General features: G+C 49.5%; 19 protein-coding genes and 1 pseudogene. 6 read left to right on the top strand and 14 right to left on the bottom strand.

Going from position 1 to position 23,334, the window contains the following annotated elements; all coding sequences use genetic code 11:
- Window positions 1–79 precede the first annotated feature (79 nt).
- Window positions 80–964, top strand: a complete 885-nt coding sequence (locus IQ22_RS16395) for a LysR family transcriptional regulator (RefSeq protein WP_145143926.1) — start codon at window positions 80–82, stop codon at window positions 962–964.
- A gap of 248 nt (window positions 965–1,212) precedes the next feature.
- On the opposite strand, the gene prpD is transcribed toward IQ22_RS16395, so the two are convergent.
- The 4 genes from prpD to IQ22_RS16375 all read right to left on the bottom strand — a co-directional run bounded on the left by prpD (window position 1,213) and on the right by IQ22_RS16375 (window position 5,609).
- Window positions 1,213–2,697, bottom strand: a complete 1,485-nt coding sequence (gene prpD, locus IQ22_RS16390) for a 2-methylcitrate dehydratase (protein WP_145143924.1) — start codon at window positions 2,695–2,697, stop codon at window positions 1,213–1,215.
- A gap of 59 nt (window positions 2,698–2,756) precedes the next feature.
- Complete coding sequence (prpC, locus tag IQ22_RS16385; RefSeq protein ID WP_145143922.1) at window positions 2,757–3,884, bottom strand: bifunctional 2-methylcitrate synthase/citrate synthase; 1,128 nt, start codon at window positions 3,882–3,884, stop codon at window positions 2,757–2,759.
- A gap of 76 nt (window positions 3,885–3,960) precedes the next feature.
- Entirely contained in the window at window positions 3,961–4,857 is an 897-nt protein-coding gene (gene prpB / locus IQ22_RS16380; protein WP_145143920.1) for a methylisocitrate lyase, read from the bottom strand.
- Window positions 4,854–5,609 carry a GntR family transcriptional regulator gene (locus tag IQ22_RS16375; RefSeq protein WP_145143918.1) on the bottom strand — a complete coding sequence of 252 codons (756 nt, stop codon included), beginning with the start codon at window positions 5,607–5,609 and terminating at the stop codon, window positions 4,854–4,856. The genes prpB and IQ22_RS16375 overlap by 4 nt, the downstream gene beginning before the upstream one ends.
- A 236-nt stretch (window positions 5,610–5,845) precedes the next feature.
- Between IQ22_RS16375 and ggt the strand changes: the two genes are divergently transcribed.
- Entirely contained in the window at window positions 5,846–7,516 is a 1,671-nt protein-coding gene (gene ggt, locus IQ22_RS16370; RefSeq protein WP_145143916.1) for a gamma-glutamyltransferase, read from the top strand.
- A gap of 817 nt (window positions 7,517–8,333) precedes the next feature.
- Here the strand turns inward: ggt and IQ22_RS16365 are convergent.
- Together IQ22_RS16365 and nspC are read right to left on the bottom strand one after the other, a co-directional pair.
- Entirely contained in the window at window positions 8,334–9,569 is a 1,236-nt protein-coding gene (locus IQ22_RS16365) for a saccharopine dehydrogenase family protein (RefSeq protein WP_145143914.1), read from the bottom strand.
- 30 nt (window positions 9,570–9,599) lie between these two features.
- Window positions 9,600–10,697, bottom strand: coding sequence for a carboxynorspermidine decarboxylase (gene nspC / locus IQ22_RS16360; protein ID WP_145143912.1), 1,098 nt, complete (start codon window positions 10,695–10,697; stop codon window positions 9,600–9,602).
- 491 nt (window positions 10,698–11,188) lie between these two features.
- Here nspC and IQ22_RS16355 point away from each other — a divergent pair, with 491 nt between their 5' ends.
- Window positions 11,189–11,653, top strand: a complete 465-nt coding sequence (locus tag IQ22_RS16355; protein WP_244309213.1) for a hypothetical protein — start codon at window positions 11,189–11,191, stop codon at window positions 11,651–11,653.
- A gap of 415 nt (window positions 11,654–12,068) precedes the next feature.
- Here the strand turns inward: IQ22_RS16355 and IQ22_RS16350 are convergent, their stop codons facing one another.
- The 6 genes from IQ22_RS16350 to IQ22_RS23205 all read right to left on the bottom strand — a co-directional run bounded on the left by IQ22_RS16350 (window position 12,069) and on the right by IQ22_RS23205 (window position 19,121).
- On the bottom strand, window positions 12,069–12,329 hold the full coding sequence (locus tag IQ22_RS16350) for a PapB/FocB family fimbrial expression transcriptional regulator (protein ID WP_145143910.1): 261 nt from the start codon (window positions 12,327–12,329) through the stop codon (window positions 12,069–12,071).
- Window positions 12,330–12,851: 522 nt separating this feature from the next.
- Window positions 12,852–14,813, bottom strand: a complete 1,962-nt coding sequence (locus IQ22_RS16345; RefSeq protein ID WP_145143908.1) for a hybrid sensor histidine kinase/response regulator — start codon at window positions 14,811–14,813, stop codon at window positions 12,852–12,854.
- Between the two features lie 423 nt (window positions 14,814–15,236).
- On the bottom strand, window positions 15,237–17,537 hold the full coding sequence (locus IQ22_RS16340) for an MHYT domain-containing protein (protein ID WP_145143906.1): 2,301 nt from the start codon (window positions 17,535–17,537) through the stop codon (window positions 15,237–15,239).
- Between the two features lie 353 nt (window positions 17,538–17,890).
- Window positions 17,891–18,097 (bottom strand): hypothetical protein, encoded by a 207-nt coding sequence (locus IQ22_RS16335; RefSeq protein ID WP_145143904.1) that lies wholly within the window; start codon window positions 18,095–18,097, stop codon window positions 17,891–17,893.
- A 520-nt stretch (window positions 18,098–18,617) separates the two neighbouring features.
- A complete protein-coding gene (locus tag IQ22_RS16330; RefSeq protein WP_145143902.1) occupies window positions 18,618–18,821 on the bottom strand; it encodes a hypothetical protein in 204 nt (67 codons plus the stop codon).
- 138 nt (window positions 18,822–18,959) lie between these two features.
- Complete coding sequence (locus IQ22_RS23205; RefSeq protein WP_158635448.1) at window positions 18,960–19,121, bottom strand: hypothetical protein; 162 nt, start codon at window positions 19,119–19,121, stop codon at window positions 18,960–18,962.
- A gap of 771 nt (window positions 19,122–19,892) precedes the next feature.
- On the opposite strand from IQ22_RS23205, the pseudogene IQ22_RS16325 reads away from it, so the two are divergent.
- Both IQ22_RS16325 and IQ22_RS16320 read left to right on the top strand, forming a co-directional pair.
- A pseudogene (locus IQ22_RS16325) lies at window positions 19,893–20,885 on the top strand (glycoside hydrolase family 5 protein); the annotation flags it as partial.
- 308 nt (window positions 20,886–21,193) lie between these two features.
- Complete coding sequence (locus IQ22_RS16320) at window positions 21,194–21,817, top strand: DUF998 domain-containing protein (protein WP_145143898.1); 624 nt, start codon at window positions 21,194–21,196, stop codon at window positions 21,815–21,817.
- Window positions 21,818–21,829: 12 nt separating this feature from the next.
- Here IQ22_RS16320 and IQ22_RS16315 read toward each other — a convergent pair whose 3' ends face one another.
- Complete coding sequence (locus tag IQ22_RS16315) at window positions 21,830–22,027, bottom strand: hypothetical protein (RefSeq protein ID WP_145143896.1); 198 nt, start codon at window positions 22,025–22,027, stop codon at window positions 21,830–21,832.
- Between the two features lie 385 nt (window positions 22,028–22,412).
- Here IQ22_RS16315 and IQ22_RS16310 point away from each other — a divergent pair, with 385 nt between their 5' ends.
- Window positions 22,413–22,766 (top strand): YkgJ family cysteine cluster protein, encoded by a 354-nt coding sequence (locus tag IQ22_RS16310; RefSeq protein ID WP_145143894.1) that lies wholly within the window; start codon window positions 22,413–22,415, stop codon window positions 22,764–22,766.
- Window positions 22,767–23,114: 348 nt separating this feature from the next.
- On the opposite strand, the gene IQ22_RS16305 is transcribed toward IQ22_RS16310, so the two are convergent.
- Window positions 23,115–23,324, bottom strand: coding sequence for a cold-shock protein (locus IQ22_RS16305; RefSeq protein ID WP_145143892.1), 210 nt, complete (start codon window positions 23,322–23,324; stop codon window positions 23,115–23,117).
- Window positions 23,325–23,334 lie beyond the last annotated feature (10 nt).

Raw genomic sequence — 23,334 nt, 5'->3', positions numbered from 1 at the left:
TGGAGTTTTTCTTAAGACCTTAAAGAACTTCCAATACATAATTTGTTGACCTTGTTACCTTTTCGGTAAGGCCTTTAGCATGGATATGCGGCAACTCAACTATTTCATTGCAGTAGCTGAAGAGCGCCATCTTGGACGGGCGGCTGAGCGTCTACATTTGTCGCAACCACCGCTAAGCCGTCACATTCAGGCACTTGAGGCAGAGCTGGGCGTACAACTATTCGAGCGAACACCTAAAGGAATGGTGCTTACTCAGGCAGGGGAAGTGCTTCTTCATGATGCAACCAATATCCGAAGCCTGGTTAAGCACGCAGCCCAGCGTGCCGTACGGTTTGGTAAAGGGCAGGTCGGATTGGCAAACGTGGGAGTATATGGATCATCCATGTTCGGCCCTGTTCCGCAAGTGCTTGCGCGCTTTCGAATGACACATCCTGAGGTAGAGCTCGCTTTACATCCCGCACAAACACCTGCTCAAGTGCTGGCTTTGAGGCAGGGACGGGTTTTACTGGTATTTGAGCGGCTCCTGCCTGAAGAAACGGATATTGCGGTAGAGCTGGTCGCTCGCGAGCCACTGTGGTTGGCGCTAAATGAAGACCATCCGCTCGCGGCTTACGACAGGGTTGATTTTCTGGCATTACGAGGCCAGTTGTTAGCCGTCGGCAGCTCACCAATTGCAACAGCGACGGCGGTCGACTTATGTCGTCGGCATGGTTTCGAACCACGCCTTACCTCTCCCTGCACCGATATCATTACTGCTACTCTCCAGGTGGCCATTAGTTCCGCCATGGCGCTTGTCCCCGAGTCGATGACTCATGTGAAATTTCCAGGGGTTGTCTATCGCCCTTTGAGAGTTCAAGGCGACGCCTATATGGAACTCCACTGTTTTTACTTGAAAAACGAGCGTTCACCCTTGCTGTCTGCTTTGCTGCAAACGATACGGGAATTTCGTGAGTCCGCTTCGTAGCCCATAAGAAAGCTCATAGCCTGGACTCAATAAAAGTTGGCTATACAAAAATTACTCGATACCAACGCTCAGTAAAATGAGTTCTATTTCCACTGATCACGCATTACGTTTTTCCGTCAGTTGAATAGGCAATTCTTGATTACGTTACGTTGCCGCCCCTGAAGACAATTAGGGCGAGTCTGATGGAAGTCAAGGTACGTCGCATGCCGCGTTAAAAGTGCGGCCTGCTTAATTACAGGCCGCTTGACTCAGATGACAAACAAATCGACGAAACGATGGACCGGAGTGCTTTCCAATCTTTGCTGGTCTTTACAGAGCGTAAAGATTTCCTCGCAACGTTGCCCCGGGAAGCGTGTAGCCAGATTGCTGCGAAACTTGGCTTCCAGCAGCGGGATGCCTTCATCACGCCGCCGCCGATGGCCAATCGGATATTCCACCGCAACCTTTTCAGTATGGGTGCTGTCTTTGAAGAACACCTGTATGGCGTTGGCAATGGAGCGCTTATCGGCTTCGAGATATTCGCGGCTGTAGCGTTCGTCCTCAACGATTTCCATTTTCTCACGCAACAGATCAATCAGTGGATGGGCTGCATGGAAGCTGTCTTCATAGTGCTCGGCAACCAGATCGCCATACAGCAGCGGCACGGCGATCATGTATTGCAGGCAGTGGTCACGGTCTGCTGCGTTGGCCAGCGGGCCCACCTTGGAAATAATCCGGATAGCCGACTCATGAGTCGTGACCACGATCCTTTCGATCTGATCCAGTTTTTCGCGTACCTGAGGATGCAGAATAACAGCCGCCTCGGCTGCAGTCTGAGCATGAAACTCGGCCGGAAAGCTGATCTTGAACAGTACATTTTCCATAACATAGCTGCCGAAGCCCTGTGAAAAACTGAACTGGCGTTTATCTTGCGGCTTGGTTTCCAGATCCTTGTTTGTATGGCTGAACAAGACATCATAGAAACCCCACTGTGGCGCACTGAGCACACCGGGAATTCCCATCTCGCCACGCATGGCAATATCAGCCAACCGCACGCCACGGCTGGTTGCATCGCCAGCCGCCCAGGATTTACGCGATCCGGCGTTGGGCGCATGGCGATAGGTACGCAGGGCTTGGCCATCAACAAAGGCATGGGAAATAGCTGCCAAGAGCTGTTCGCGATTCGCCCCCATCAATTTGGCAACCACAGCAGTTGAAGCAACTTTGACCAGGATAACGTGGTCCAGGCCGACCCGGTTGAACGAGTTCTCCAGTGCAAATACACCCTGGATTTCATGAGCCATGATCATGGCCTCAAGCACAGCGCGCATAGTTAACGGCGCCTCGTCTTGAGCGATACGCTTCTGGGACAGGTGATCCGCTACAGCCAGAATACCGCCCAGGTTGTCGGAAGGATGCCCCCACTCAGCTGCCAGCCAAGTGTCGTTATAGTCTAGCCAGCGGATGATGCAACCAATGTCCCAAGCGGCCTTGACTGGATCGAGACGAAAACTGGTCCCTGGCACCCGAGCGCCATAGGGGACAACAGTGCCCTCTACAAACGGACCAAGATGCTTGGTGCATTCGGGAAAACGCAAAGACAAAAGACCACAGCCGAGGGTATCCATCAGGCAATTACGTGCCGTGTTCAGGGCCTCGGTGGATTCGACCTTATAGGTCAGGACGTAATCGGCAATATCCTGCAGTACTTTGTCATACTCAGGACGATTGTTCAGATCGACATTGGCGCTCATGCTTTTTTCTCAATAGGCTCATTGGTATACGGAAACGGCAACAGCCACCGTTTACTTGATTAACGCTGCTCCAACGGAACATAGGGCCGTTGCGCCTCGCCTGTGTACTCAGCGCTGGGGCGGATAATTCGATTGTTGGCACGCTGCTCGAATACATGTGAGGCCCAGCCTGTTACCCGTGAGCAAGCAAATATAGGCGTGAACAGCTTTGTAGGAATGCCCATGAAGTGGTACGCCGAAGCATGATAAAAGTCGGCATTGGGGAAGAGCTTTTTTTGCTCCCACATGGTGTGGTCAATGGCTTCGGACACGGGAAACAACACCGTATCGCCCACCTCCTCGGCCAGCCGTTTGGACCAGACCTTTATAACCTCGTTACGAGGATCGGACTCTTTGTAGATAGCATGGCCAAAGCCCATGATCTTGTCCTTGCGCTCAAGCATGCCCAGCGTCCCCTCAATGGCCTCTTGGGGCGATGAGAAACGCTCAATCATTGCCATAGCGGCTTCGTTGGCTCCTCCATGCAGAGGGCCACGTAAAGTGCCAATGGCTCCTGTGATACAGGAATACATGTCTGACAACGTAGACGCACACACTCTGCCGTTGAAGGTAGAGGCATTGAACTCGTGTTCGGCGTAAAGGATCAGCGAGACGTTCATGACCTTGCGGTGCAGCTCGCTGGGCGCTTTTCCATGCAAGAGCCTTAGAAAATGGCCTGCGATAGAAGGCTCATCCGTGACGCACTGAATGCGCTTGCCCTCATGGCTGAATCGATACCAGTAGCACATGATGGCTGGCAGTGCTGCAAGCAGCCGATCAGCAATGGCCTGTTGCTGGCTGAAGTCTCGCTCAGGCTCTAGCGTTCCCAGCATGGAAGCGCCTGTCCGCATGACATCCATGGGATGAGTCTGCGCCGGGATACGTTCGAGCACCTCTTTGAGCGCCAGCGGCAGCTCACGTAGCTTCATCAGCGCATTCAAGTAGTCATTAAGCTGTTCACGCGTCGGTAAGTTACCTTTGAACAAGAGGTAGGCGACTTCCTCGAATTGGGCATGTTCGGCAAGCTCACGAACGTCATAGCCTCGATAGGTCAGCCCGGCGCCCTCTTGGCCCACCGTCGATAATGCTGTCTGGCCAACGACCTGGCCTCGCAGGCCGGCTCCGCTCAGTACTTTTGCTTCAGCCATTGCGCTCTCCTTCTTGGATTTGTTCTGAGATGATGCAACTGCTTTAAAACGAGCCCGCTAAACGGATCGTTTCGATTTAACGTCTAGTTTGGGCGAACAAGGCATCCAGCTTCTGCTCGAAATCGTGGTAACCAATGCTCTCGTACAGCTCCTGACGGGTCTGCATGGTATCGAGTACGTTCTTCTGAGTGCCGTCGCGTCGGATAGCGGCATACACATTTTCAGCTGCCTTGTTCATGGCACGGAACGCCGACAAGGGGTACAGCACTAGCGATACATCAGCTGATGCCAGCTCTTCGGTAGTGAAGAGCTGTGTCGAACCGAATTCGGTAATGTTGGCCAGTACCGGTACTTTTACGGCGGCAGCGAATTCCTTATACATGCCCAACTCGGTCATGGCCTCGGGAAAGATCATGTCTGCCCCAGCCTCTACGCAGGCACAGGCACGGTCAATGGCTGACTGCAAGCCTTCCACGGCTAGCGCATCGGTACGCGCCATGATCACGAAACTATCATCGGTCCGTGCATCCACGGCGGCTTTAATGCGGTCGACCATTTCCTGCTCGGAAACGATTTCCTTGTTAGGACGATGCCCGCAGCGCTTGGCCCCGACCTGATCTTCGATATGCAGGGCGGCAGCGCCTGCTTTTATCATTGACCTGACGGTCCGCGCTACATTGAAGGCAGACGAGCCGAAACCGGTGTCCACGTCTACCAAAAGCGGCAAGTCACATACATCCGTGATACGACGAACATCGATCAACACATCGTCGAGATTGGAAATACCAAGGTCCGGCAGTCCCAGCGAGCCTGCCGACACCCCACCTCCCGAAAGATAAATCGCCTTGAAACCGGCCCGTTTGGCAAGCAAGGCATGGTTGGCGTTGATGGTGCCGACTACCTGTAAAGGATGCTCAGCAGCAACCGCCTCGCGGAAACGCTGCCCAGGACGACTGGATAACGCCTGATTCATGACTCACCTCTGTTTTTATAAGCCCGGGCAGCCGGTCGCTTTACAGGCGCGACCGCAGCACGAGTCTGGGTTCCGAGTTGGTGCTCCATGTTGCGGCGAGACGCCGCGATATGACGACGCATCAGTAGTTCGGCCAGTTCACCATCGCGCTCGGCAATAGCATCGAGAATCCGGTGATGTTCAGTGAAGGCCTGCCGTGGCCGATGGGGTGTAGCCGAGAACTGAATCCGGTACATGCGCACCAGTTGGTACAACTCATCACAGAGTAGTCGTGCTAGGGTGCGATTGCCGCTGCCCTGAATGATTCGATAATGAAAGTCGTGGTCGCCTTCCTGCTGATAATAGCCCTGCCCGGCCTGAAAGGAGGCGTCACGCTCGTGAGTATCCAGAACGTTTCGGAGCTCAATGATTTCGCTTTCGCTCATGCGCTCGGCAGCTAGACGGCAGGCCATCCCCTCGAGAGATTCACGGATCTCATACAACTCGACGAGCTCCTCCAGGCTTAGCGACACTACCCGAGCGCCAACATGGGGAATGCGTACAACCAGCTTTTGCCCCTCCAAACGGTGGATCGCTTCGCGTAATGGGCCACGGCTGATGCCATACGTACGAGCCAGCTCAGGTTCGGAAATCTTGGTGCCCGGAGCAATTTCCCCCTTGATAATGGCCGTCTGAATACGGCGAAAGACATGCTCCGAGCGTGTCTCACTTTCGGCGGGAAGATCAGTAGGTGTTTCACTTGACTGATTCATACTGTCAACAATATTAATTTTTATTGTTATCAATATTTTCAGATTAGGCTTTGAAAACCTTATGTGTCAACAATCCAAAAGAGAGCGTCGATAGGCTGCACTGCTCTTATCTGCCTTGTTAGCAGAGTTTTTCACAGCGCAAATGAACACGTGGCTGGCGCACTGTTACAAGCAGTTTTTTGAATTCCTATTAAGCTCAAAAAGAATTCTCTGATGACATGGACTAAGGAACCTCTATGCGCTTGGCTCTCTCAAGGATCTTGACCTTTACTGCTGCTCTTACCCTTCCTTGCTTTACCTCTGCCGCCACGCTGGAAGGTGGCGCCGTGGCCGCCCCTAACTCCTATGCCGCTGACGTTGCTGCCCAAGTCCTTAAGGCTGGCGGCAACGCTGTAGATGCTGCCGTAGCAACTGCCTTTACTCTAGCCGTTACGTATCCCGAAGCAGGTAACATCGGCGGCGGTGGATTCATGACTCTCTACGTTGACGGCAAACCCTACTTTCTCGATTACCGAGAAACAGCACCCAAAGCCGCCACCCAAGGCATGTACCTGGATGAAAAAGGTGAAGTCATCGAGAACATGAGCCTGATCGGCGCCAGGGCCGCTGGGGTTCCGGGTACAGTGATGGGCCTATGGGAAGCTCATAAACGATTCGGTAAGTTACCCTGGAGCGAATTGCTGACACCTGCCATTGGCTATGCTCAGAAGGGCTTTACAGTCGCGGACAAACAGTTCCAGTACCGTGACGATGCCATCGCCTTCTTCGATGGCAAGACCAACTTTACTGACTACTTTGGCAGCATGCAGGCCGGTCAGCTCTTCAAGCAGCCCGAACTGGCCCAGACCCTGGAACGGATCGCAGATAAAGGTCCCGAAGACTTTTATACGGGCAAAACGGCTGATCTCCTGGTCGCTCAGATGAAGCACGACGATGGCTTGATCACCAAAGAGGACCTGAGCGGTTACCGTGCCAAATGGCGTGAGCCGATCCGTGTCGACTGGCAGGGCAATACGCTGTATACCGCACCGCTACCCAGCTCAGGCGGGATAGCACTGGCTCAGCTGATTGGTATCAAGGAAGCACGCGCAGCGGATTTCAAAGATGTAGAACTCAACTCAGCCCGATACATTCACCTGCTAGCCGAGATTGAAAAGCGAGTATTTGCCGACCGGGCGGACTACCTGGGCGATCCCGATTTTACCGAGGTTCCGGTAAACAAGCTGATCGATCCTACCTACCTCAAGCAACGGGCGGCCGAGGTGAACCCGAACGCCATTTCGCCAACCGAACACGTGAGGCCCGGCCTTGAATCGCACCAGACCACGCACTTTTCCATTGTTGATGCTCAAGGTAATGCGGTGAGCAATACCTATACACTTAATTTCGATTACGGCAGTGGCGTTGTGGTCAAGGGTGCAGGCTTTCTACTCAATGATGAAATGGATGACTTTAGTGCCAAACCTGGGGTCGCTAATGGCTTTGGCGTAGTGGGCAGCAATGCAAACGCCATTGAGCCCGGCAAGCGGATGCTGTCGTCGATGAGCCCTAGCATTGTTACGCGGGACGGCCAAGTCACCCTAGTACTCGGTACACCAGGCGGCTCGCGTATCTTCACAACGCTGTTCCAGGTACTAAACAACCTCTACGACTTTAAGTTACCTCTGGACAAGGCCCTTGCTGCGCAGCGTGTCCACCATCAGCTGCTACCCAAGGACACGATCTATTATGACGACTATGCACCTCTCACCGGCAAGGTCGCCGATGAGTTGAAAGCCATGGGATATACCTTGGAAGATCAGGGTTGGCGCATGGGAGATGTCCAAGCCATTCGCATCAACGGTACTTCACTGGAGACCGCATCGGACCCACGTGGCCGTGGTGTTGGCATGGTCGTGAAACCGTAAAGGTACGTGGCGCCCGATAAATGTTATACGGGCGCCTATTTACTCTACCTATCCCCTACTGTCGCGTCTGGTCGTAGATTTGAGCGGCTTGGTGCGTCAATTTGATCTTGGCTTTGCCTCAAAACTTAGGAAAGTTGGCCAATAGAGAATCGGCACCGCGCTTTCTTAAAGCCATTCCAATAAAAGCGGTTGTTACGCTGATCAGCACCACTATTAACTATGTTCTTTCTGAAGAACCAACTCTCTAAACTTTATTGTCTTTTTCGAGCGGAAATCAGAGATGACAGTCCGTTACGGGTTAGATGATTAATCGTGGAGCTGAATAGCAATTCAGTTTCTTCCAGGCAGCAGCGGAAGTGGCTTTGCAAGGATGATCGCTTGATGCTCAACGGTTTCTTTTGGGGCTGTCTTCAGAGGATAAGTGGCCTGAGATTCCAGATCACTTAGGAACATGGCAGACGGTCTGCCACAGTTTTCGTACATGGCGGGCCTGCTCAGACGGCTTCACATAAGTCTCAGACAGGACGGTCGTATTGATCCGTATACCATTTGCCAAACTCCATTCTGCGAGCTTAGAACTTTTCCCTAACTCCGATGGTACAACCAGTCATTGCTGATAATGGATTTCTCAACCAACACCTAGTGTGGTGAATCACAACCATCAGGCATAAATGTAATCTGGATGGTGAGTTCGGCTCATCGATTGCCTGATATGGAAAGGACGGCTTGCGCATCCTCTCTGAGCATCAACTCTGAGAAAGCACTTGCAAGGTACGTCAGCATAGACGCACCTTGCTCTGTGGGAGCGTTAGTCCGCTCAGTTCCAGGGACGATCCCCGTGCTCGTCTTTTATCCGTGTGGGCAAGCCCATCACGTCTAATGCTTTAAGGAACGGCTCAGCTGGCAGCTCCTCAACATTGACCATGCGTTGCACATCCCACTCGCCACGGGCAACCAGCAGGGCTGCGGCTACCGGCGGTACGCCTGCCGTGTACGAGATGCCTTGGCTGTCAGTTTCAGCGTAGGCTTCCTCATGGTCAGCTACGTTATAGATAAAGACCTCACGCGGCTGGCCATCTTTGGTGCCCTTGACCAGATCACCAATACAGGTCTTTCCGGTATATCCTGGCGCGAGCGAAGCAGGATCAGGCAGCACAGCCTTAACTACTTTCAATGGCACAACTTCCAGGCCTTCGGCTGTTTTGACCGGCTGCTCGGAAAGCAAGCCCAAGTTCTTCAACACAGTGAACACATTGATATAGTGCTCGCCAAAACTCATCCAGAAACGCACATTCGGCACATTGAGGTTCTTGGATAAAGAGTGCACTTCGTCATGACCGGTCAGGTACAGGTTCTGAATACCTACCACTGGCAGATCATCAGTACGCTTAACCTCGAACATACTGTTACTGGTCCACTGGCCGCCCTGCCAGCTCCATACCTGCCCAGTAAATTCGCGGAAATTAATTTCCGGGTCGAAATTAGTGGCGAAATATTTGCCATGGGAACCGGCATTCACATCAAGAATATCGATAGAGTCAATGCGGTCGAAATACTGTTGCTGGGCAAGCGCTGCATAGGCGTTAACTACGCCTGGATCAAAGCCCACGCCGAGAATAGCGGTAATGTTTTTCTGCTGACATTCATCAAGATGCTTCCATTCGTAGTTGCCATACCAAGGTGGCGTCTCACAAATCTTTCCTGGCTCTTCATGAATCGCTGTATCTAGGTAGGCTGCGCCGGTATCAATACAGGCACGCAGTACCGACATGTTAAGAAAAGCGGAACCAACGTTGATGACGATCTCTGATTCAGTTTCACGGATAAGCGCTTTGGTCGCCTCTTTATCCAGAGCGTTCAGCGAGAAGGCCTTAATATCGGCGGGCTGCTTGAGGCTGCCTTTGGCCTTGACGCTATCGATGATGGCCTTGCATTTGGAGATGTTGCGCGACGCAATAACAATACGACCAAGTTCATCGTTGTGTTGCGCGCATTTATGGGCCACCACCTTGGCGACACCTCCTGCACCAATGATAAGAACATTTTTCTTCAATTGCTTTATTTCTCCTTAGAAATAGCCATCTTAAGAGAGGCTGGAAACGTAGTCTTCGAAGCCAAATTCACGAACCAGCTCAACAGTACCGTCAAGCTGTTTCACTGCAATGGATGGCATTTTCAAACCGTTGAACCAGTTTTTCTTAACCATGGTGTAACCTGCTGCGTCGATAAACGACAGCCGATCACCAATTGCCAGCGGACGATCAAATTGGAACTCACCAAAGATGTCTCCGGCTAGGCACGACTTACCGCATACCATATAAGTATGCTCGCCCTGACTAGGCTCCATCTTGGCGTTAAGGCGATAGATCAGTAGATCAAGCATGTGGGCTTCAATGGAGCTATCGACCACCGCGAGATTTTTTCCATTATAAAGGGTATCAAGCACGGTGACCTCAAGCGACGCGCTCTGGGTAATAGCCGCTTCACCCGGCTCAAGATAAACCTGAACACCGTACTTTTGAGAGAAGGCTTTGAGCCGTGCACAAAAGGCGTCCAGCGCGTAACCCTCACCAGTAAAATGAATGCCGCCACCAAGGCTGACCCACTCTACCTTGTGTAACAAGTGGCCAAAGCGCTCCTCAATAGTACCTAGCATTTTATCGAACAGGCTGAAGTCACCATTTTCACAGTTGTTGTGAAACATGAAACCAGTGACCTGATCGATGACCTCCTCAATCCGAGTCGCATCCCACTCACCCAAGCGACTAAACGGCCTGGCGGGATCAGCTAGCAGGTAGTCGGAGCTACTGACTTGCGGATTAACTCTCAGGCCGCGCACCTTGCCTGCAGATGCCTCAGCAAAGCGCTGAAGCTGTCCGATAGAGTTGAAAATAATCTTGTCGCAGTTGTCGAGCATCTCTTCGATCTCGTCATCCGCCCAGGCCACACTATAGGCATGAGTTTCGCCAGCGAACTTTTGGCGGCCGAGCTTGAGCTCATAGAGCGACGAGGAAGTGGTGCCATCCATGTACTGCTGCATCAGGTCAAATACCGACCAAGTGGCAAAGCACTTAAGTGCAAGTAGGGCTTTGGCATCCGATTGCTCGCGCACATAAGCGATTTTTTGCAGGTTGCTTAATAGCTTGTTTTTATCAATAAGATAATACGGCGTTTTGATCATTTTAAAGGCCTCCGGCAAGGCCGTCCAAAAAAGACGCGAATTGTGCCGTTAATCACTACATATCGAAAGGGTTAAGGCTTGCTTCCCAAGAATTTTTCTAAATGACTTTTGAAATTAAGGGCTAGAGTATTACGAAATAGATGACTAGCTTATGACTGTCCATAACGTACTAAGCCCCGGTCAAAGCCTGAGCAGTAAGGAGACGCGCTATTGCATCGTATGGGTCCTACGTGCCGCGTCTTATGGGAAAACCTGCTTTAGGATGATTCGGTCATATCTGAACCAATGGCCGATACCTTACTAACGCATCAAGGCCAGATCAGGCGGATTTCACCCAGCTCAATTCCAATTTTCAGACGGGTATCATGCCGTACGCAACGACACAATCGTTACCGGATTTGAGATTTAGGCCAAGCCCTACCAGAATGAATCAGGTATCGCCTCGTTTTATTCGGCCTATCCAATACATACTTCTCTTTAGGACACTGCTCATGACTACAGACGATAACGCTGCCATAGGATCGGTTGATGACCAGCCTTTCGACAAGACGGCTTCAAACAACAAGCGGCTCGAAGCCCGGCAGGCTGTGCTTCATGATCCTAATGTACTGGACTGCACGGTCTATCGACCGGACGAGATCGATCCTGACGCGGAGCCCATTGATTTAGGGGACGGCAAGATTCTGTTCACTGGCGTGTTTCGCACGCCTGAAGAATGGGACGAAGAGGTGCGAAATGACTTTTATGGTGATATCGACCCTGAGCTGTTCATGACGGCCCACCTTGAATGCGAAGCCGAGCCCAGAACAGCCAATTTTTTCATGCCTGAAAGTGGCGATCTGGTTGCCGTCATGCCGGGAGCAGGCGTGGTAGAAATGTTCTACGTCTACGATTACAACGAAGACGATAACGGCAGGACATACATCCTCATCAAGGAAATCGACACGATGGAGTGATGGGCCTGCCCCTTAACTACTGATAAGCGTATCAATGCTCGCTCATGCTCTCGCTACACTGCTTCGAGCAATGAAAGAGTTACTCATCGTTAGCGTACAACCTTGCGACACTGGCCAGGCTGTCCGCCTATCCTTGTGCATACCGTATTATGCAGCTTGCGGTACAACATGTTTCGACTGGCACCTAGCTGCTCATCGCCACCTCGCCTAGGCCAATGCTGGGATCGGTGCATCATGCTCCGCCACTCTCAGTGGAGCCTTTAATGTCGAGATGAACTTCTGCCAGCGGTTTCTTCAGGCGACTGCTTACCAAACCAAGACGGTCATGCTAGAGGTAATAGGCTGAATCAAGGTTATCTTAATACGAAGAATACCCTGGGAGTACATTACAAGAAGATTTTACCTAAAAGAGCGACTAATCAGTATAGCTATAAAACTTACTCAAGCGTCTGGCTCGCTCACTCTCGCTTTCAAGTACATAAAGCCTGCGATAAAACTGGCTCCGGCTCACAGCGTTAGCTTCGCAGGCTTCAGTTGCCGCTATACCTTTTATGAGAAAATCTTCCAGCGCGCGAATGATTCGCTCTCCTCGGATAGAGGTTCCTTCCAAAAGCAGGTCGAAGTGTTCGCGCTCAAGCGTTCCAGGTTTTAAAAAGGATAAAGTGCGGGCACGCATATTGTTTCCTCAATCTTGTAATAGTGCTGCATATATCGCTGCTCCTTAGCCCCAGCACTTTGACAAGCTCAAAATACTTTTAGTGTTCAATACAAATCTTAGATCAGAAACGTATTATAAGTGAATAATAGTTACCTCGTAAGGTTACTTCAACCCTGCAAGAAAATGTTTCCCTAAAAGGTCACACCAGAGCGGATGATACTGGAAGTATCCACATTCTTATTTGGAGAAAGAGGGGCTGGGCCAACGCTAACTAATGAGCTCCGCTACCCCCCTTCGGCGCTAGATCGCTGCAGGAAAAACAATCCATTTAGTCAGGTACGTGAACCCAGCCATCAAAATTTATTTGAGAGCTGGTTCTTAATTACTACGTTGGCAGCTCAGGATATTTATAGAGATTCTTAAACCTTTTTCACCCCAAAACCGAATACATATTTCTCAACTTTCCAGGCAGACAAACAACGCTACCGGCTTTTAAAGATTTACAGCAAAGGCTTTAATGGAATATGCATAAAACGCCATTTATGATATGAAAGGCGTTAGCATTTCTTGCACTTTGCTTGCCAACGCGTCAATAGCAACCGGCTTTTTGATAACTTGAACATCCAACAGTGAATAATCCTGAGCCCCTAAAACTTCAGCATAAGCTGTAGCAAACAAGACTTTTAAAGTAGGCCGATGTTGCCGGGCAATATCTAACAACTGTCGCCCACTGAGACCTGGCAAACCTACATCTGAAATCATTAAGTCAATGTGCTGCTGGCTTTGGATGAAATAGATAGCTTCGTAAGCATCCGATGCTTCAAGTGTCTTATAGCCAAGCTCAACGAGCACCTCCAAAATCAACGAGCGCACAACAGGCTCATCTTCCACAACCAGAACTACTTCATTAGAGCCATGGGAAGGTACATAAGCGGCGTTTGTGCTCGTTTTACTTACTATACCCGTATAGGTCGGCAAATAAAGATAAACCGTAGTGCCCTGTGCTGGTTCAGAAAACACACGAATATGGCCCTTGTTCTGTTTAACAAAGCCATAGGCCATGGAAAGACCTAGACCTGTACCCTGCCCTAACGGTTTGGTTGTAAAGAAAGGCTCAAATACTTTAGCTAAAGTTTCACAGGTCATGCCCATGCCGGTATCAGAAATACGCAGCACGACATATTCGCCAACCTCAAGCTCGCTAAAGTCCCGGCTATTGCCTTGATCCAGAGTCAGCGTTGAGGTTGAGATAGTGATAGCCCCCCCGGTAGGCATGGCATCCCGGGCATTAAGAACTATGTTTAATAGTGTGGTTTCTAACTGATTAATATCTGTTAGAGCACACTCAACATCAGCTGACAGATTTGTATGAAGACGTATGTTCTCGCCTATAGTCCGCTGAAACAGATCCTCAAATGACGTAATCAGCTCATTTATATGGACAGGTTTTAAATCAAGGGATTGATGACGCGAAAAGGTCAAAAGCCGCTGAGTCAAGGCTGCCGCATGCTGTGCGGAGGTTAGCGCGCCGTTCATATGGCGCTCAAGGTTAGCTGTACGCCCTGTTTCATAACTTCGACGCATCAACTCTAAGCTGCCCATAATGCCCATCAACAAATTGTTGAAATCATGGGCAATCCCTCCGGTAAGCTGCCCAAGTGCATCCATCTTCTGGGCCTGAACAAGCGCTTCACGGGTTTGCTCAAGTGCGAGCTGTGCTTCTCGCTTTTCTGTAACATCACGTGTGACTTTTGCAAACCCGATAAGCTTGCCTGTCTCGCTGCGAATAGGGTCGATTACGACATGAGCCCAGAATCGCGTACCATCTTTGCGTACTCGCCATCCTTCTTTCTCACTACGCCCTTCCCGAACAGCTGTTTCAAGTCCCTTGGCAGGCTCACCGGCCTCTTGATCTTCTTTTGTATAAAAACTTGAGAAATGTTTTCCTATAACTTCCTGAGAAAGATAGCCCTTGATTCGTTGTGCACCTGAGTTCCAACTGGTGATATAACCTTCTGGATCAAGCATGTATATCGCGTAGTCGATTACTCCCTGAACAAGAAGCCTGAATTGCTCTTCGCTTCGTTGCAAAGCTTCTTGAGCCAACTTACGCTCTGTAAGGTCTCGGGTAACCTTTGCATAGCCTAAAAGCTTTCCTGAAGGTTCACGTATAGGGTCAATTACTACATACGCCCAGAAAAGAGTTCCATCTTTACGAACCCGCCAGCCTTCACTTTCGAATCGGCCTTCACACGCAGCGGTTTTAAGTGCGTGGGCGGGAATACCTTTATTTTGATCTTCAGCTGTATAGAAGCGGGAAAAATGCTGCCCAATAATTTCAGACGCCTCATATCCCTTGATTCGCCTAGCACCAGAATTCCAACTACTGACAAAACCGTTAGAGTCTAGCATGAAGATGGCATAGTCGATTACTGCATCAATAAGCAGGCGGTAACGATTCTCATCAGACAAAGAGGCCTCAAATACCGGACCATGTTCCATCAGGAATTCCTTTATACGTTAAGCAAGGCCACGTTATCGGCCACTCCAACGAGATGCTTAATATTTATTAAGAAGAGGTGCTTATTAGCCAAATAAGCATTGCCGCTAGGCTCAGCCTGAAAAGTCGACGTATAGACCTGGCATGCTACGGGCCGAACGATACCAGTCAAGTCAAATGCAGACCTTGTAATCAGGGCATTGAGCAAGACTCAATGAATTATGCAGGTGCCTTGATAGCAGTATGGTTTACTCCGATTAAGATAGCCAAATGCGAATCGGTATTTCCGTCTACGGGTGCTGATGTTTTGCAGCTCGAGAATCGAACGGACAACAAAAGGGAGCCATATGGATACCACGCTAACAGCGGCAGGATGGTAGCCGTTAACTGATACTTCAATAAACGGCCCCATCCGCACACTCACACTACCGTCTTTCTATAGCTCTTAACGGGAGCGGGATGACGACAGGTTCGTGTGACGAACCTTTTACCTTACCAATCATTTTAGCCAATGCCGCCTGGGTAAAAGGTTTTGTCAGCCTAGGCCAGCTCCCAGCCTTGATAGCTGAGGGCTCCGCATAACCACTCATAAGCAGGATGGAAAGGCCTGGCCTCTCAACCTGCACAATCTCAGCTAATTGAGTACCACTTATCCCAGGCATTACTTGGTCAGTAAGAACCATGTCTATCTGAAGCCCCTGCTTTATCAAAGCCAGAGCCGCCTTTGCCGATGCAGCATGAAACACCGTATGATCAAGATCCTCGAGCATGGCTATGGTATTTTTAAGTACCAAAGGGTCATCATCAACCACGAGGATTGTTAAAGGCATAGACGGCATAGTTATCTGTGTTGGCTCTATGGGTGTTAAAACAGATAAATGCTCAGCACAAAGCTCTGTCTGGGCGACTGGAAACCATAATTCAACCGTAGTACCTCTGCCCTTCTCACTTTTTATTAAAAGCTGCCCCCCTGATTGCTCAGCCAGCCCTTGCGCCATAGAAAGGCCCAAGCCTGTACCCTTGCCAACGCCCTTAGTTGTAAAAAATGGCTCTGTGGCTCGACTTATGGTTTCAGGATCCATTCCTTCACCTGTATCGGTTACAGAAAGGCACACATAATTACCGGGATTCAAACGACTTGTTGGGTCTTTATCCAGATGCTGTTCGGTTGTAGTAATGTTGATAGTACCGCCGTTATCCATGGCATCTCTTGCATTAACCACCAAGTTCAAAAGAACCATTTCAAGCTGATGTCCGTCGACATACGCCTTGGGTAGGGTGATTGGGAAATGAATACCGATTTGTATGGTCGGGCCAATAGAGCGCTCAAGCAGTTGGCTCATGCCACGCAAAAGATCAGGTATATCAACAGTGGTAGGGTTAAGCTCCTGCTTACGGGCAAAGCCCAACAAGCGCTGTGTAAGCGTGGCTCCTCGTTCAGCGCCGAGCAAAGCATTTTCAATCAGGGCGAGAGCTTTTGGGTCGTCGGCCAAGCGCTTGCGTAAGAGCTCGAGATTACCCATTACAACCGCTAAGAGATTATTAAAGTCATGCGCAACACCACCGGTAAGCTGGCCGATAGCTTCCATTTTTTGTGCCTGACGCAAGGCCTCTTCTGCCTGCTTGCGTTCGGTAACATTGATGAGCCCTCCCAACACATAAAGAAAGCCCCCATGCTCGTCCCGCTCAAGGCGTGCTGAAGCGATCACGTCCAGAATCCTGCCTGCACGGGTTACCATTCGGCATTCAAGGTCCTTGACCTCACCGCTCTGAAAAAGATTAGGCCAGTCCTGAGTAATAAATTGGTGGGCTGAAGAGTCCGTCATGAAGTTAGCCAAAGGCCGACCAATGATCTCTCCTCGCTCATAACCAAGCAATTCAAGCCAAGCTTCACTGACCGACTCAATTCGCCCTTCATAATCTAGAGAATGAAGGGGAAGCGGCGTTCCCTTATATAAAGATCGAAAACGAGCCTCGCTCAGCCGCAAGAAACCCGCCTCACGCTCCGCCATTAAAGCCACACGCCTGTCATACATAGCCGCAACAAGAGCTAGAAACAGGATAAGCAGCGTTGAAGCCGCTATGGCAGTCGCAAGCGTAATCTGATCTAAAGCATTGTGATGATTTAAGCTAGGCGTCATAGGTGCTGTAAAACTAGCGCCATACATAGCCGTGTAATGCATGCCTGAGATGGCAATTCCCATGGCAAGTGCGGCAAATATTCTTGCCGACAACTGGTTCATCCGTCTGGACAGCCATAGCGAAACGATAGACGCTACTATAGCAATCAGTAGCGAAACCCCTACCCAAAGCGGGTCGTTACTGATTTCCAAGGGCATCTCCATCGCCGCCATGCCTAGATAGTGCATGCTGGCAATCCCAAGCCCCATAAATAGACCGCTTGATAGTAGACCGGCAGTAGAATGGATGTGATTAACAGCTAGAAAACTGACGCATGTTACGGCTATTGGAACTACAAGCGAGGTTACCGTCAGATAAACGTCGTAGTGCATAGGCATTTCTGGTATCTCAAAAGCCAGCATGCCCACAAAATGCATTGCCCAAACGCCCCCGCCTAATGCAGTCGCTGCCGTTAATAACCAATAATGCCGTGGCCAACCAGAAGCCAAGCGAGCACGACTGGCAAGGTCTAAAGCGGTAAAACCAGCAGTGATGGCGATAAGGATAGAAAGGCCTACAAGAACAGTGTTATAGGTTCCAAGCATCTTAAATTAGATCACTTCGCTGGGCGTCAACCTCCTTTCAGGAGTCCGCAACGCCGCATGAGTAAAAGGTGGCCTTGTCATATCTCCCTTGATCAAAGCTTGTCCAGACCATTTAGCAAAAAACGTTCCGCTGGGTTATTGCGGCAAACTTTTACTGCATTGAAATCGACAAGTGGCTTATCCCAGCAGGGGATGCCATCCTTTTGAACCGCAACCTACTTTAGATATGAGCCAAGCGGGCCAGCAGCTATAACGTATATAGCATTGTTGCGTAGTATCGAGGTATTCATAGCATATCGGCCCTCTCCCTTTTTCACGCTGCATTGACGAACGTACCTATAGCAACAGATTAGTTATCCTTGATCGTCTAATTCATCAAAAAACGAACGGGCTAGACTCAGTTTGGCGAGCTCAATTGCACCCATAATGGCCTCCATAGGAACGCCTTGGTCTAACGCCACCTGAATAGCATCATCAATCGCAGCGCCCAAAGCCTCGATATCATGAAACATCTTTGGTGGGATGCCGTTTTGCATAGTCAAATTAGTAATTTTGCTCATGGGTCGCTCGGCCTAGAGGAAGAGAAGATGTTGATGATAGCGCATAGCAGCCTTGTAAAGGCTCGATATGGAGAGCCCCCCATCATCGTAGCTCTTACGCATTCACGGCTTTTTACTGTCGGCACTAACCAGAACATAATCTAGCTTGGTGCTTAACCAGCTCCTCTTTCTCAACCAAAGCCCACCGGCATATAGCAATCTGGCCTCTGGGTCCAAGCTGAGGTAGGCATTTAAAAGCAAGACGACCTATACTTGCCTGTAATGGTGCCTCGCTCTTGTTTCTGCTCTTAACAAGCTAGATAAAGAGTAGTACAGCAGCCTAGAACCTCAGGTAGGCGGCTATACCAACTAAACATTGCCATATACCCTCAGCACAAGATAAATCGGGCTACGCTAACTATTGACTATTTAACTAGCAACTAAAAGGCATTATCAATGGGGGCTTGGCTGACTAACCGTCATAAGAAAATCCCAATAAAAAGCCCGACGCTAAGGCCGGGCTTTTTATTTACAGGTGTATTTAATCAAGACGGTTATAGATGTAAAAAGCCGAAGCGATAAATGCAGTAATGCCTAAAACCAAGGCAGACAGCATAGAAAACATTACTAATGTAGAAAATCCATTTATCAAGCCTACAAGACCTCCCATCATTAGAATCCCAGCTAAGCCGACTCCTAAAGCAATTACTTGAGGTAGCAAGAAATCGCTCATTTTTTCGAACATAGCCATATCCTCTGAACAGCACATTCTGGCTGCCAGGGAGAAATAGCATGGAATCGTGATATACCAAACAAAACTTAGGTCGAATAGCCTACCATTGGTCGTTATGAGCAATATTCAAGTACTGAGTAATTTAATGCACTAAATAGGCTCGTTACCCTGTTCATCTTCAACATTAGCTTCATCTGGGGCCCGAGTTGGGTCAAGGGGACTCATATCATCATCATTAGCACCTGCCTCGTCACCTGGACCTAGTGGATCAGAACCTTGCAACTGCCATGCTTCACGTTGATAAGCTTTCATAAACACCTCTCTAGAGGACACGATTGGCCTCTATTGTTGGAGGTGATCTAGTAGACGTCGTTCTTACGCAACGAATCAATTCTATGTGACCAGACGTAACAAACTTTGATTCCACTTGGCCTGTATACGAGCTTTCTTCAGAAAGCCCACTCAGAAGAAACTTAGGCCCGGTTGATTAACCCTCGCCATGCCTGATTCTGGCTAGCCAAGGCCTTACAGTCTACTAAAAAGCAACCGTAATTTAGCGGATTAAGCTTTCCATACATGGCAACTTATCTTCTAAAACTTTAAGATTCTAGAAAGCCATCATCGATAGTTATTCTTCAAACTAGCAAGGCGCTTATAAATACTTCTGAAAATAAATCAGGCTACTGGCTAGACCACTCATTCATATCAAGTTGATATCGCCATATTTATGACTTCCGCACAGGCTGGAAGTTTTAGCCTAGAGCCATTTAAGCCTGCCGGGCCCTCCCGCACCGAACTCGACCAGCGGTCAGTTTATTAAAAGCCTTACTATCCAATGCTTTATATACATCACTAAGTATTATTTCATATTTACTTCAGCGAGCTACCAAGTCTTGGCATATAGCTTGTATTCGCAGCCACATGGACCTGAGAGCCCAAATCAATTTCAAACTACAAACACTTTTTGGTTTGGTTTCATGTTCAAGCAGAAAGGGATACCTACCTTTTATACCACTTAGTAGTACGGTGATCATGACCATGTCTGTACGTTTTACGAGAGATTTATTAAAGAGCCTTCCTATCATGCTGGCATTGGCGTTTGGCAGTACAACCGCACAGGCCGAGCAGATTGATTTGGTTAGCCTAAATCTATCTGGTGCCGGTTTCGCACCGCTGACATTGCCGGGCGTCAACGGCACCCATTACATATTCCCGGTGGAATCTTATTTCCAGCAGTGGAGTGCCAAAGGCATTAAAACGGTACGCTTCCCCATTCGCTGGGAGCGCTTGCAGCCCACGCTCGGCGGTGCGCTGGATTCCACTTATGCGGCGTTGATCGACCGCACCCTTAACTATGCCCAGAAGTACAATGTGAAGGTTATTCTGGATCTGCACAATTATGCTCGTTACCGGGGAGAGATCATCGGGACCACTAATGTCCCATACTCGGCTTACCAAAATGTAATGTATCGCATTGCTTACCGCTGGAATAAATATCCAGCCCTGTATGCCTACGACATCATGAACGAGCCCAACGGTGCGATGGCCTATTGGCCAACCGCAGCCCAGTACGGTATCAATGGCGTTCGAATTGTAGACAAAACTCGCCCTATTTTCATCGAAGGTAACGGCTGGGCCAGTGCTACGCGCTGGGCCTCATGGAACGACTCTTTGCTGAGCCTTAAGGATCCGTCCAATAACCTTATCTTTGAAGCGCACTCGTATTTTGATGAGAATGCCGGCGGTAGCTATAGCGATGTGGATGTCAATACGCTTGATGAGATGTATGGCGTCAATCGGGTCAAGCCGTTTGTGGAATGGCTAAAGAAAAATGGCAAGCGTGGCTATATCGGTGAGTTCGGCGTACCGGATGATAATCCGCGCTGGAATATCCTGATGGACAATATGCTGGCGTACCTGAAGCAGAACTGCATTCCGGCATCGTATTGGGCGGCGGGTCCGGGCTGGGGCAGTTACTTTATGTCGGTTGAACCCATCAATGGAGTAGACCGTCCACAATGGCCAACCTTGAAAAAGTACATTGACAATACCAGCTGCTCAGCCTACGGACCGCTGTAAGGTATTACTCGCTCTTTCACGATAGCCCGTGTGATGCAGGGCTCAGCCATGTTTCAGCCCTGCATACTGTTTTCAACTTTAGCCGTTAAGGCTGTAATCATCAGCGCATACCTCAGCGCCTGTAGTCGCCGGAGTAAGCAACAGGTTTATACGAGCAAGATCGGTGTTCGCTATAAACTGCAACTGCAACTGCAACTGCAACTGCAGGCAAGTATTGAGTTTTAGGCTATGTTTACATAAATCTTTTCTGGGCTTGTATTTAAGCTTTGATTTGATAAATACCATAACCGAACAGGATTTCGACGTTGCCTTCTTTCCTCTATAGAACTGCTTATCGTGTCGGTCTTTTAATCCCTTTTTGGCTTTTTACAGGCGTCATGGCCTCGGGGTTTCTTTATCCAGGCTACAGTCAAATCAACCAAGCCATGAGTGAGTTAGGGGCACAAGGCGCTCCTACTCATGTGCTTTCCCCACTTATCAACAATTACCCCCTTGGTTTCCTATTTATTTTTTTTGGTATCGCTGTCAGCAAAACTTTTCATGAGTCAAAACTGGCTATATTTACCGGGCTGCTGATTATCATTCATGGCATAGCCAGCTTTTGCACAGGCTATTTCTCCTGCGATGTAGGTTGCAGGCTTGAAAGTCCAAGCACCAGCCAAACGATACATAACTACAGTGGCTTAGTTATGTTCGCATCGATATTTCTAGCCAGTGCTATCTGGAGTTATCTCGGACGCAAACTTTTAAACTCGCTACCCTTTACTCTTTTCTCAATATTTTGCTCACTGGTCGCATTAGTTACCCTTCCTCTTATGGGAAACGCACTAGAGGCCGGCCATTTTTTTGGTTTATATCAGCGCATCAACTACGGTGCGTCAGTGGTTTGGATAGCCGGCTTGGCTCTGCTAATGCTAAAACGGTATTAAAGCAGTATCAGTTTATTGATCCGGCAAATGAAGGCCAGTGTCGGAAATAAAACGCGCCTCTTCATCGGATTGCGCATAGATAGCTGCAACGGCGAGCAGTCGAGGTGGAGAGGTCTGATAAACTGCCTGCCGATCACCATTAGCGTAATGCTTTAAGCTGGCTGAAGAGGAAACTTCTGGTGAGATGAGCTTTGCCAGGGCCATACTCATACCGAAATGTTCTGCAAGAGTGAGGCTATTCCTCCTTCAGACCCAAGCATCCATAGAGGCGGCACAATGGCCGTATCAGTTTGGACGGCGAGCGCAGCACAAGAATGAGTCACTAGAAATCTTCTCGTAGAAATGCCCAGAGTTCAGCGGCCTGTCGCGGAAAGCGATCGTACTCCACAGGGCTGCCCGGCGCCGTCAGTGCAACCGTACCAAGGTAGTTTCCGTTAGGAGTTCGTATGATGCCCAGGCCAATGTGCCCTGGAAAAATCCCAACCAAAAGGGAAATGTCTCGGCGAGCGTCTCACCCCAAACCATATAGATAAGCTGTCGATTATGGGATGGTATACATTTACAGTTACTCATAAGCTTTTCTTGTTCGAGGATTATGACAAGCCAATATGCAAAACAAGTTTCCCAAGGTTCCTCATTGATCCCACTCCAGAACCTTCCCGTCCCCGCGCTTTTTTCCGAGACCGAGCCCAGCGTCAGTTGCGATACGTGCAGTGCCAAATGTTGTCGGCTAGAGGTCATGCTTATTACGGACACCGGCGTTCCTATGCGTTTTATCGACACGGATCAGTGGGGCTCCATGACAATGGCTCGGTTGGATGATGGCTGGTGTAGCGCGCTTGACCGGGAAACGATGCGTTGCAGTATCTACGAGAACCGCCCGTTGATTTGCCGCGAATTCGAGATGAAGGGCGACGACTGTCTGGAAGAACGCAAGGCTGATTGGTAGTGTCCCGGTACGGCTTTTTTAGGAAACGCCGGAGAGTCCTTGGCAACCCTCCTTAGCGCAGGAGAAATGTACAAGAGACATGAGCGGATGAGCCAGAGTGAGCGTGTGAATTAGACGATACCCTTGATGACAGGGTGCTCGGATCACCAAAAACCTGCTTGCGAAAGATCAAGGGTAATACCAAAGAGTTCGGGTGCGACCAGATCGGAATCGTGACGGTTACCCACAAACTCGAGACCGTTTGCGAAGCTATCAATTGCCTGGTAATGGAGAGCGTTTACATAAACTTTTCAGGAAAAATTAAGGCAAAAAAAAGCCCCGCTAAGCGGGGCTTTTGAGGTTCAAGTCTTAGGCGACTTGAACCTGATCAGCTTGCATACCCTTCTGACCCTTGACGGCCATAAAGGTAACACTCTGACCTTCGCTTAGGCTTTTGAAGCCAGCGCTTTCGATCGAACGATAATGAACGAACAGATCCGGACCACTCTGGGGAGTGATAAAACCGAAACCTTTCTCATCGTTGAACCATTTAACTGTGCCAGTTTGACGAGTAGACATAATGTATCTC

Source organism: Pseudomonas duriflava (assembly GCF_007830155.1).
Taxonomy (GTDB): domain Bacteria; phylum Pseudomonadota; class Gammaproteobacteria; order Pseudomonadales; family Pseudomonadaceae; genus Chryseomonas; species Chryseomonas duriflava.
Note: the sequence above shows the minus strand (reverse complement) of the source record. Positions and strands in the feature narration are given on the sequence as shown.

What these genes read in the sequence shown, in the direction of transcription:
- IQ22_RS16395 (WP_145143926.1), top strand. Translation starts at nt 80, where the DNA reads ATGGATATGCGGCAACTCAACTATTTCATTGCAGTAGCTGAAGAGCGC.
- prpD (WP_145143924.1), bottom strand. Translation starts at nt 2,697, where the DNA reads ATGAGCGCCAATGTCGATCTGAACAATCGTCCTGAGTATGACAAAGTA.
- prpC (WP_145143922.1), bottom strand. Translation starts at nt 3,884, where the DNA reads ATGGCTGAAGCAAAAGTACTGAGCGGAGCCGGCCTGCGAGGCCAGGTC.
- prpB (WP_145143920.1), bottom strand. Translation starts at nt 4,857, where the DNA reads ATGAATCAGGCGTTATCCAGTCGTCCTGGGCAGCGTTTCCGCGAGGCG.
- IQ22_RS16375 (WP_145143918.1), bottom strand. Translation starts at nt 5,609, where the DNA reads ATGAATCAGTCAAGTGAAACACCTACTGATCTTCCCGCCGAAAGTGAG.
- ggt (WP_145143916.1), top strand. Translation starts at nt 5,846, where the DNA reads ATGCGCTTGGCTCTCTCAAGGATCTTGACCTTTACTGCTGCTCTTACC.
- nspC (WP_145143912.1), bottom strand. Translation starts at nt 10,697, where the DNA reads ATGATCAAAACGCCGTATTATCTTATTGATAAAAACAAGCTATTAAGC.
- IQ22_RS16355 (WP_244309213.1), top strand. Translation starts at nt 11,189, where the DNA reads ATGACTACAGACGATAACGCTGCCATAGGATCGGTTGATGACCAGCCT.
- IQ22_RS16350 (WP_145143910.1), bottom strand. Translation starts at nt 12,329, where the DNA reads ATGCGTGCCCGCACTTTATCCTTTTTAAAACCTGGAACGCTTGAGCGC.
- IQ22_RS16345 (WP_145143908.1), bottom strand. Translation starts at nt 14,813, where the DNA reads ATGGAACATGGTCCGGTATTTGAGGCCTCTTTGTCTGATGAGAATCGT.
- IQ22_RS16340 (WP_145143906.1), bottom strand. Translation starts at nt 17,537, where the DNA reads ATGCTTGGAACCTATAACACTGTTCTTGTAGGCCTTTCTATCCTTATC.
- IQ22_RS16335 (WP_145143904.1), bottom strand. Translation starts at nt 18,097, where the DNA reads ATGAGCAAAATTACTAATTTGACTATGCAAAACGGCATCCCACCAAAG.
- IQ22_RS16330 (WP_145143902.1), bottom strand. Translation starts at nt 18,821, where the DNA reads ATGTTCGAAAAAATGAGCGATTTCTTGCTACCTCAAGTAATTGCTTTA.
- IQ22_RS23205 (WP_158635448.1), bottom strand. Translation starts at nt 19,121, where the DNA reads ATGAAAGCTTATCAACGTGAAGCATGGCAGTTGCAAGGTTCTGATCCA.
- IQ22_RS16315 (WP_145143896.1), bottom strand. Translation starts at nt 22,027, where the DNA reads ATGAGTATGGCCCTGGCAAAGCTCATCTCACCAGAAGTTTCCTCTTCA.
- IQ22_RS16310 (WP_145143894.1), top strand. Translation starts at nt 22,413, where the DNA reads ATGACAAGCCAATATGCAAAACAAGTTTCCCAAGGTTCCTCATTGATC.
- IQ22_RS16305 (WP_145143892.1), bottom strand. Translation starts at nt 23,324, where the DNA reads ATGTCTACTCGTCAAACTGGCACAGTTAAATGGTTCAACGATGAGAAA.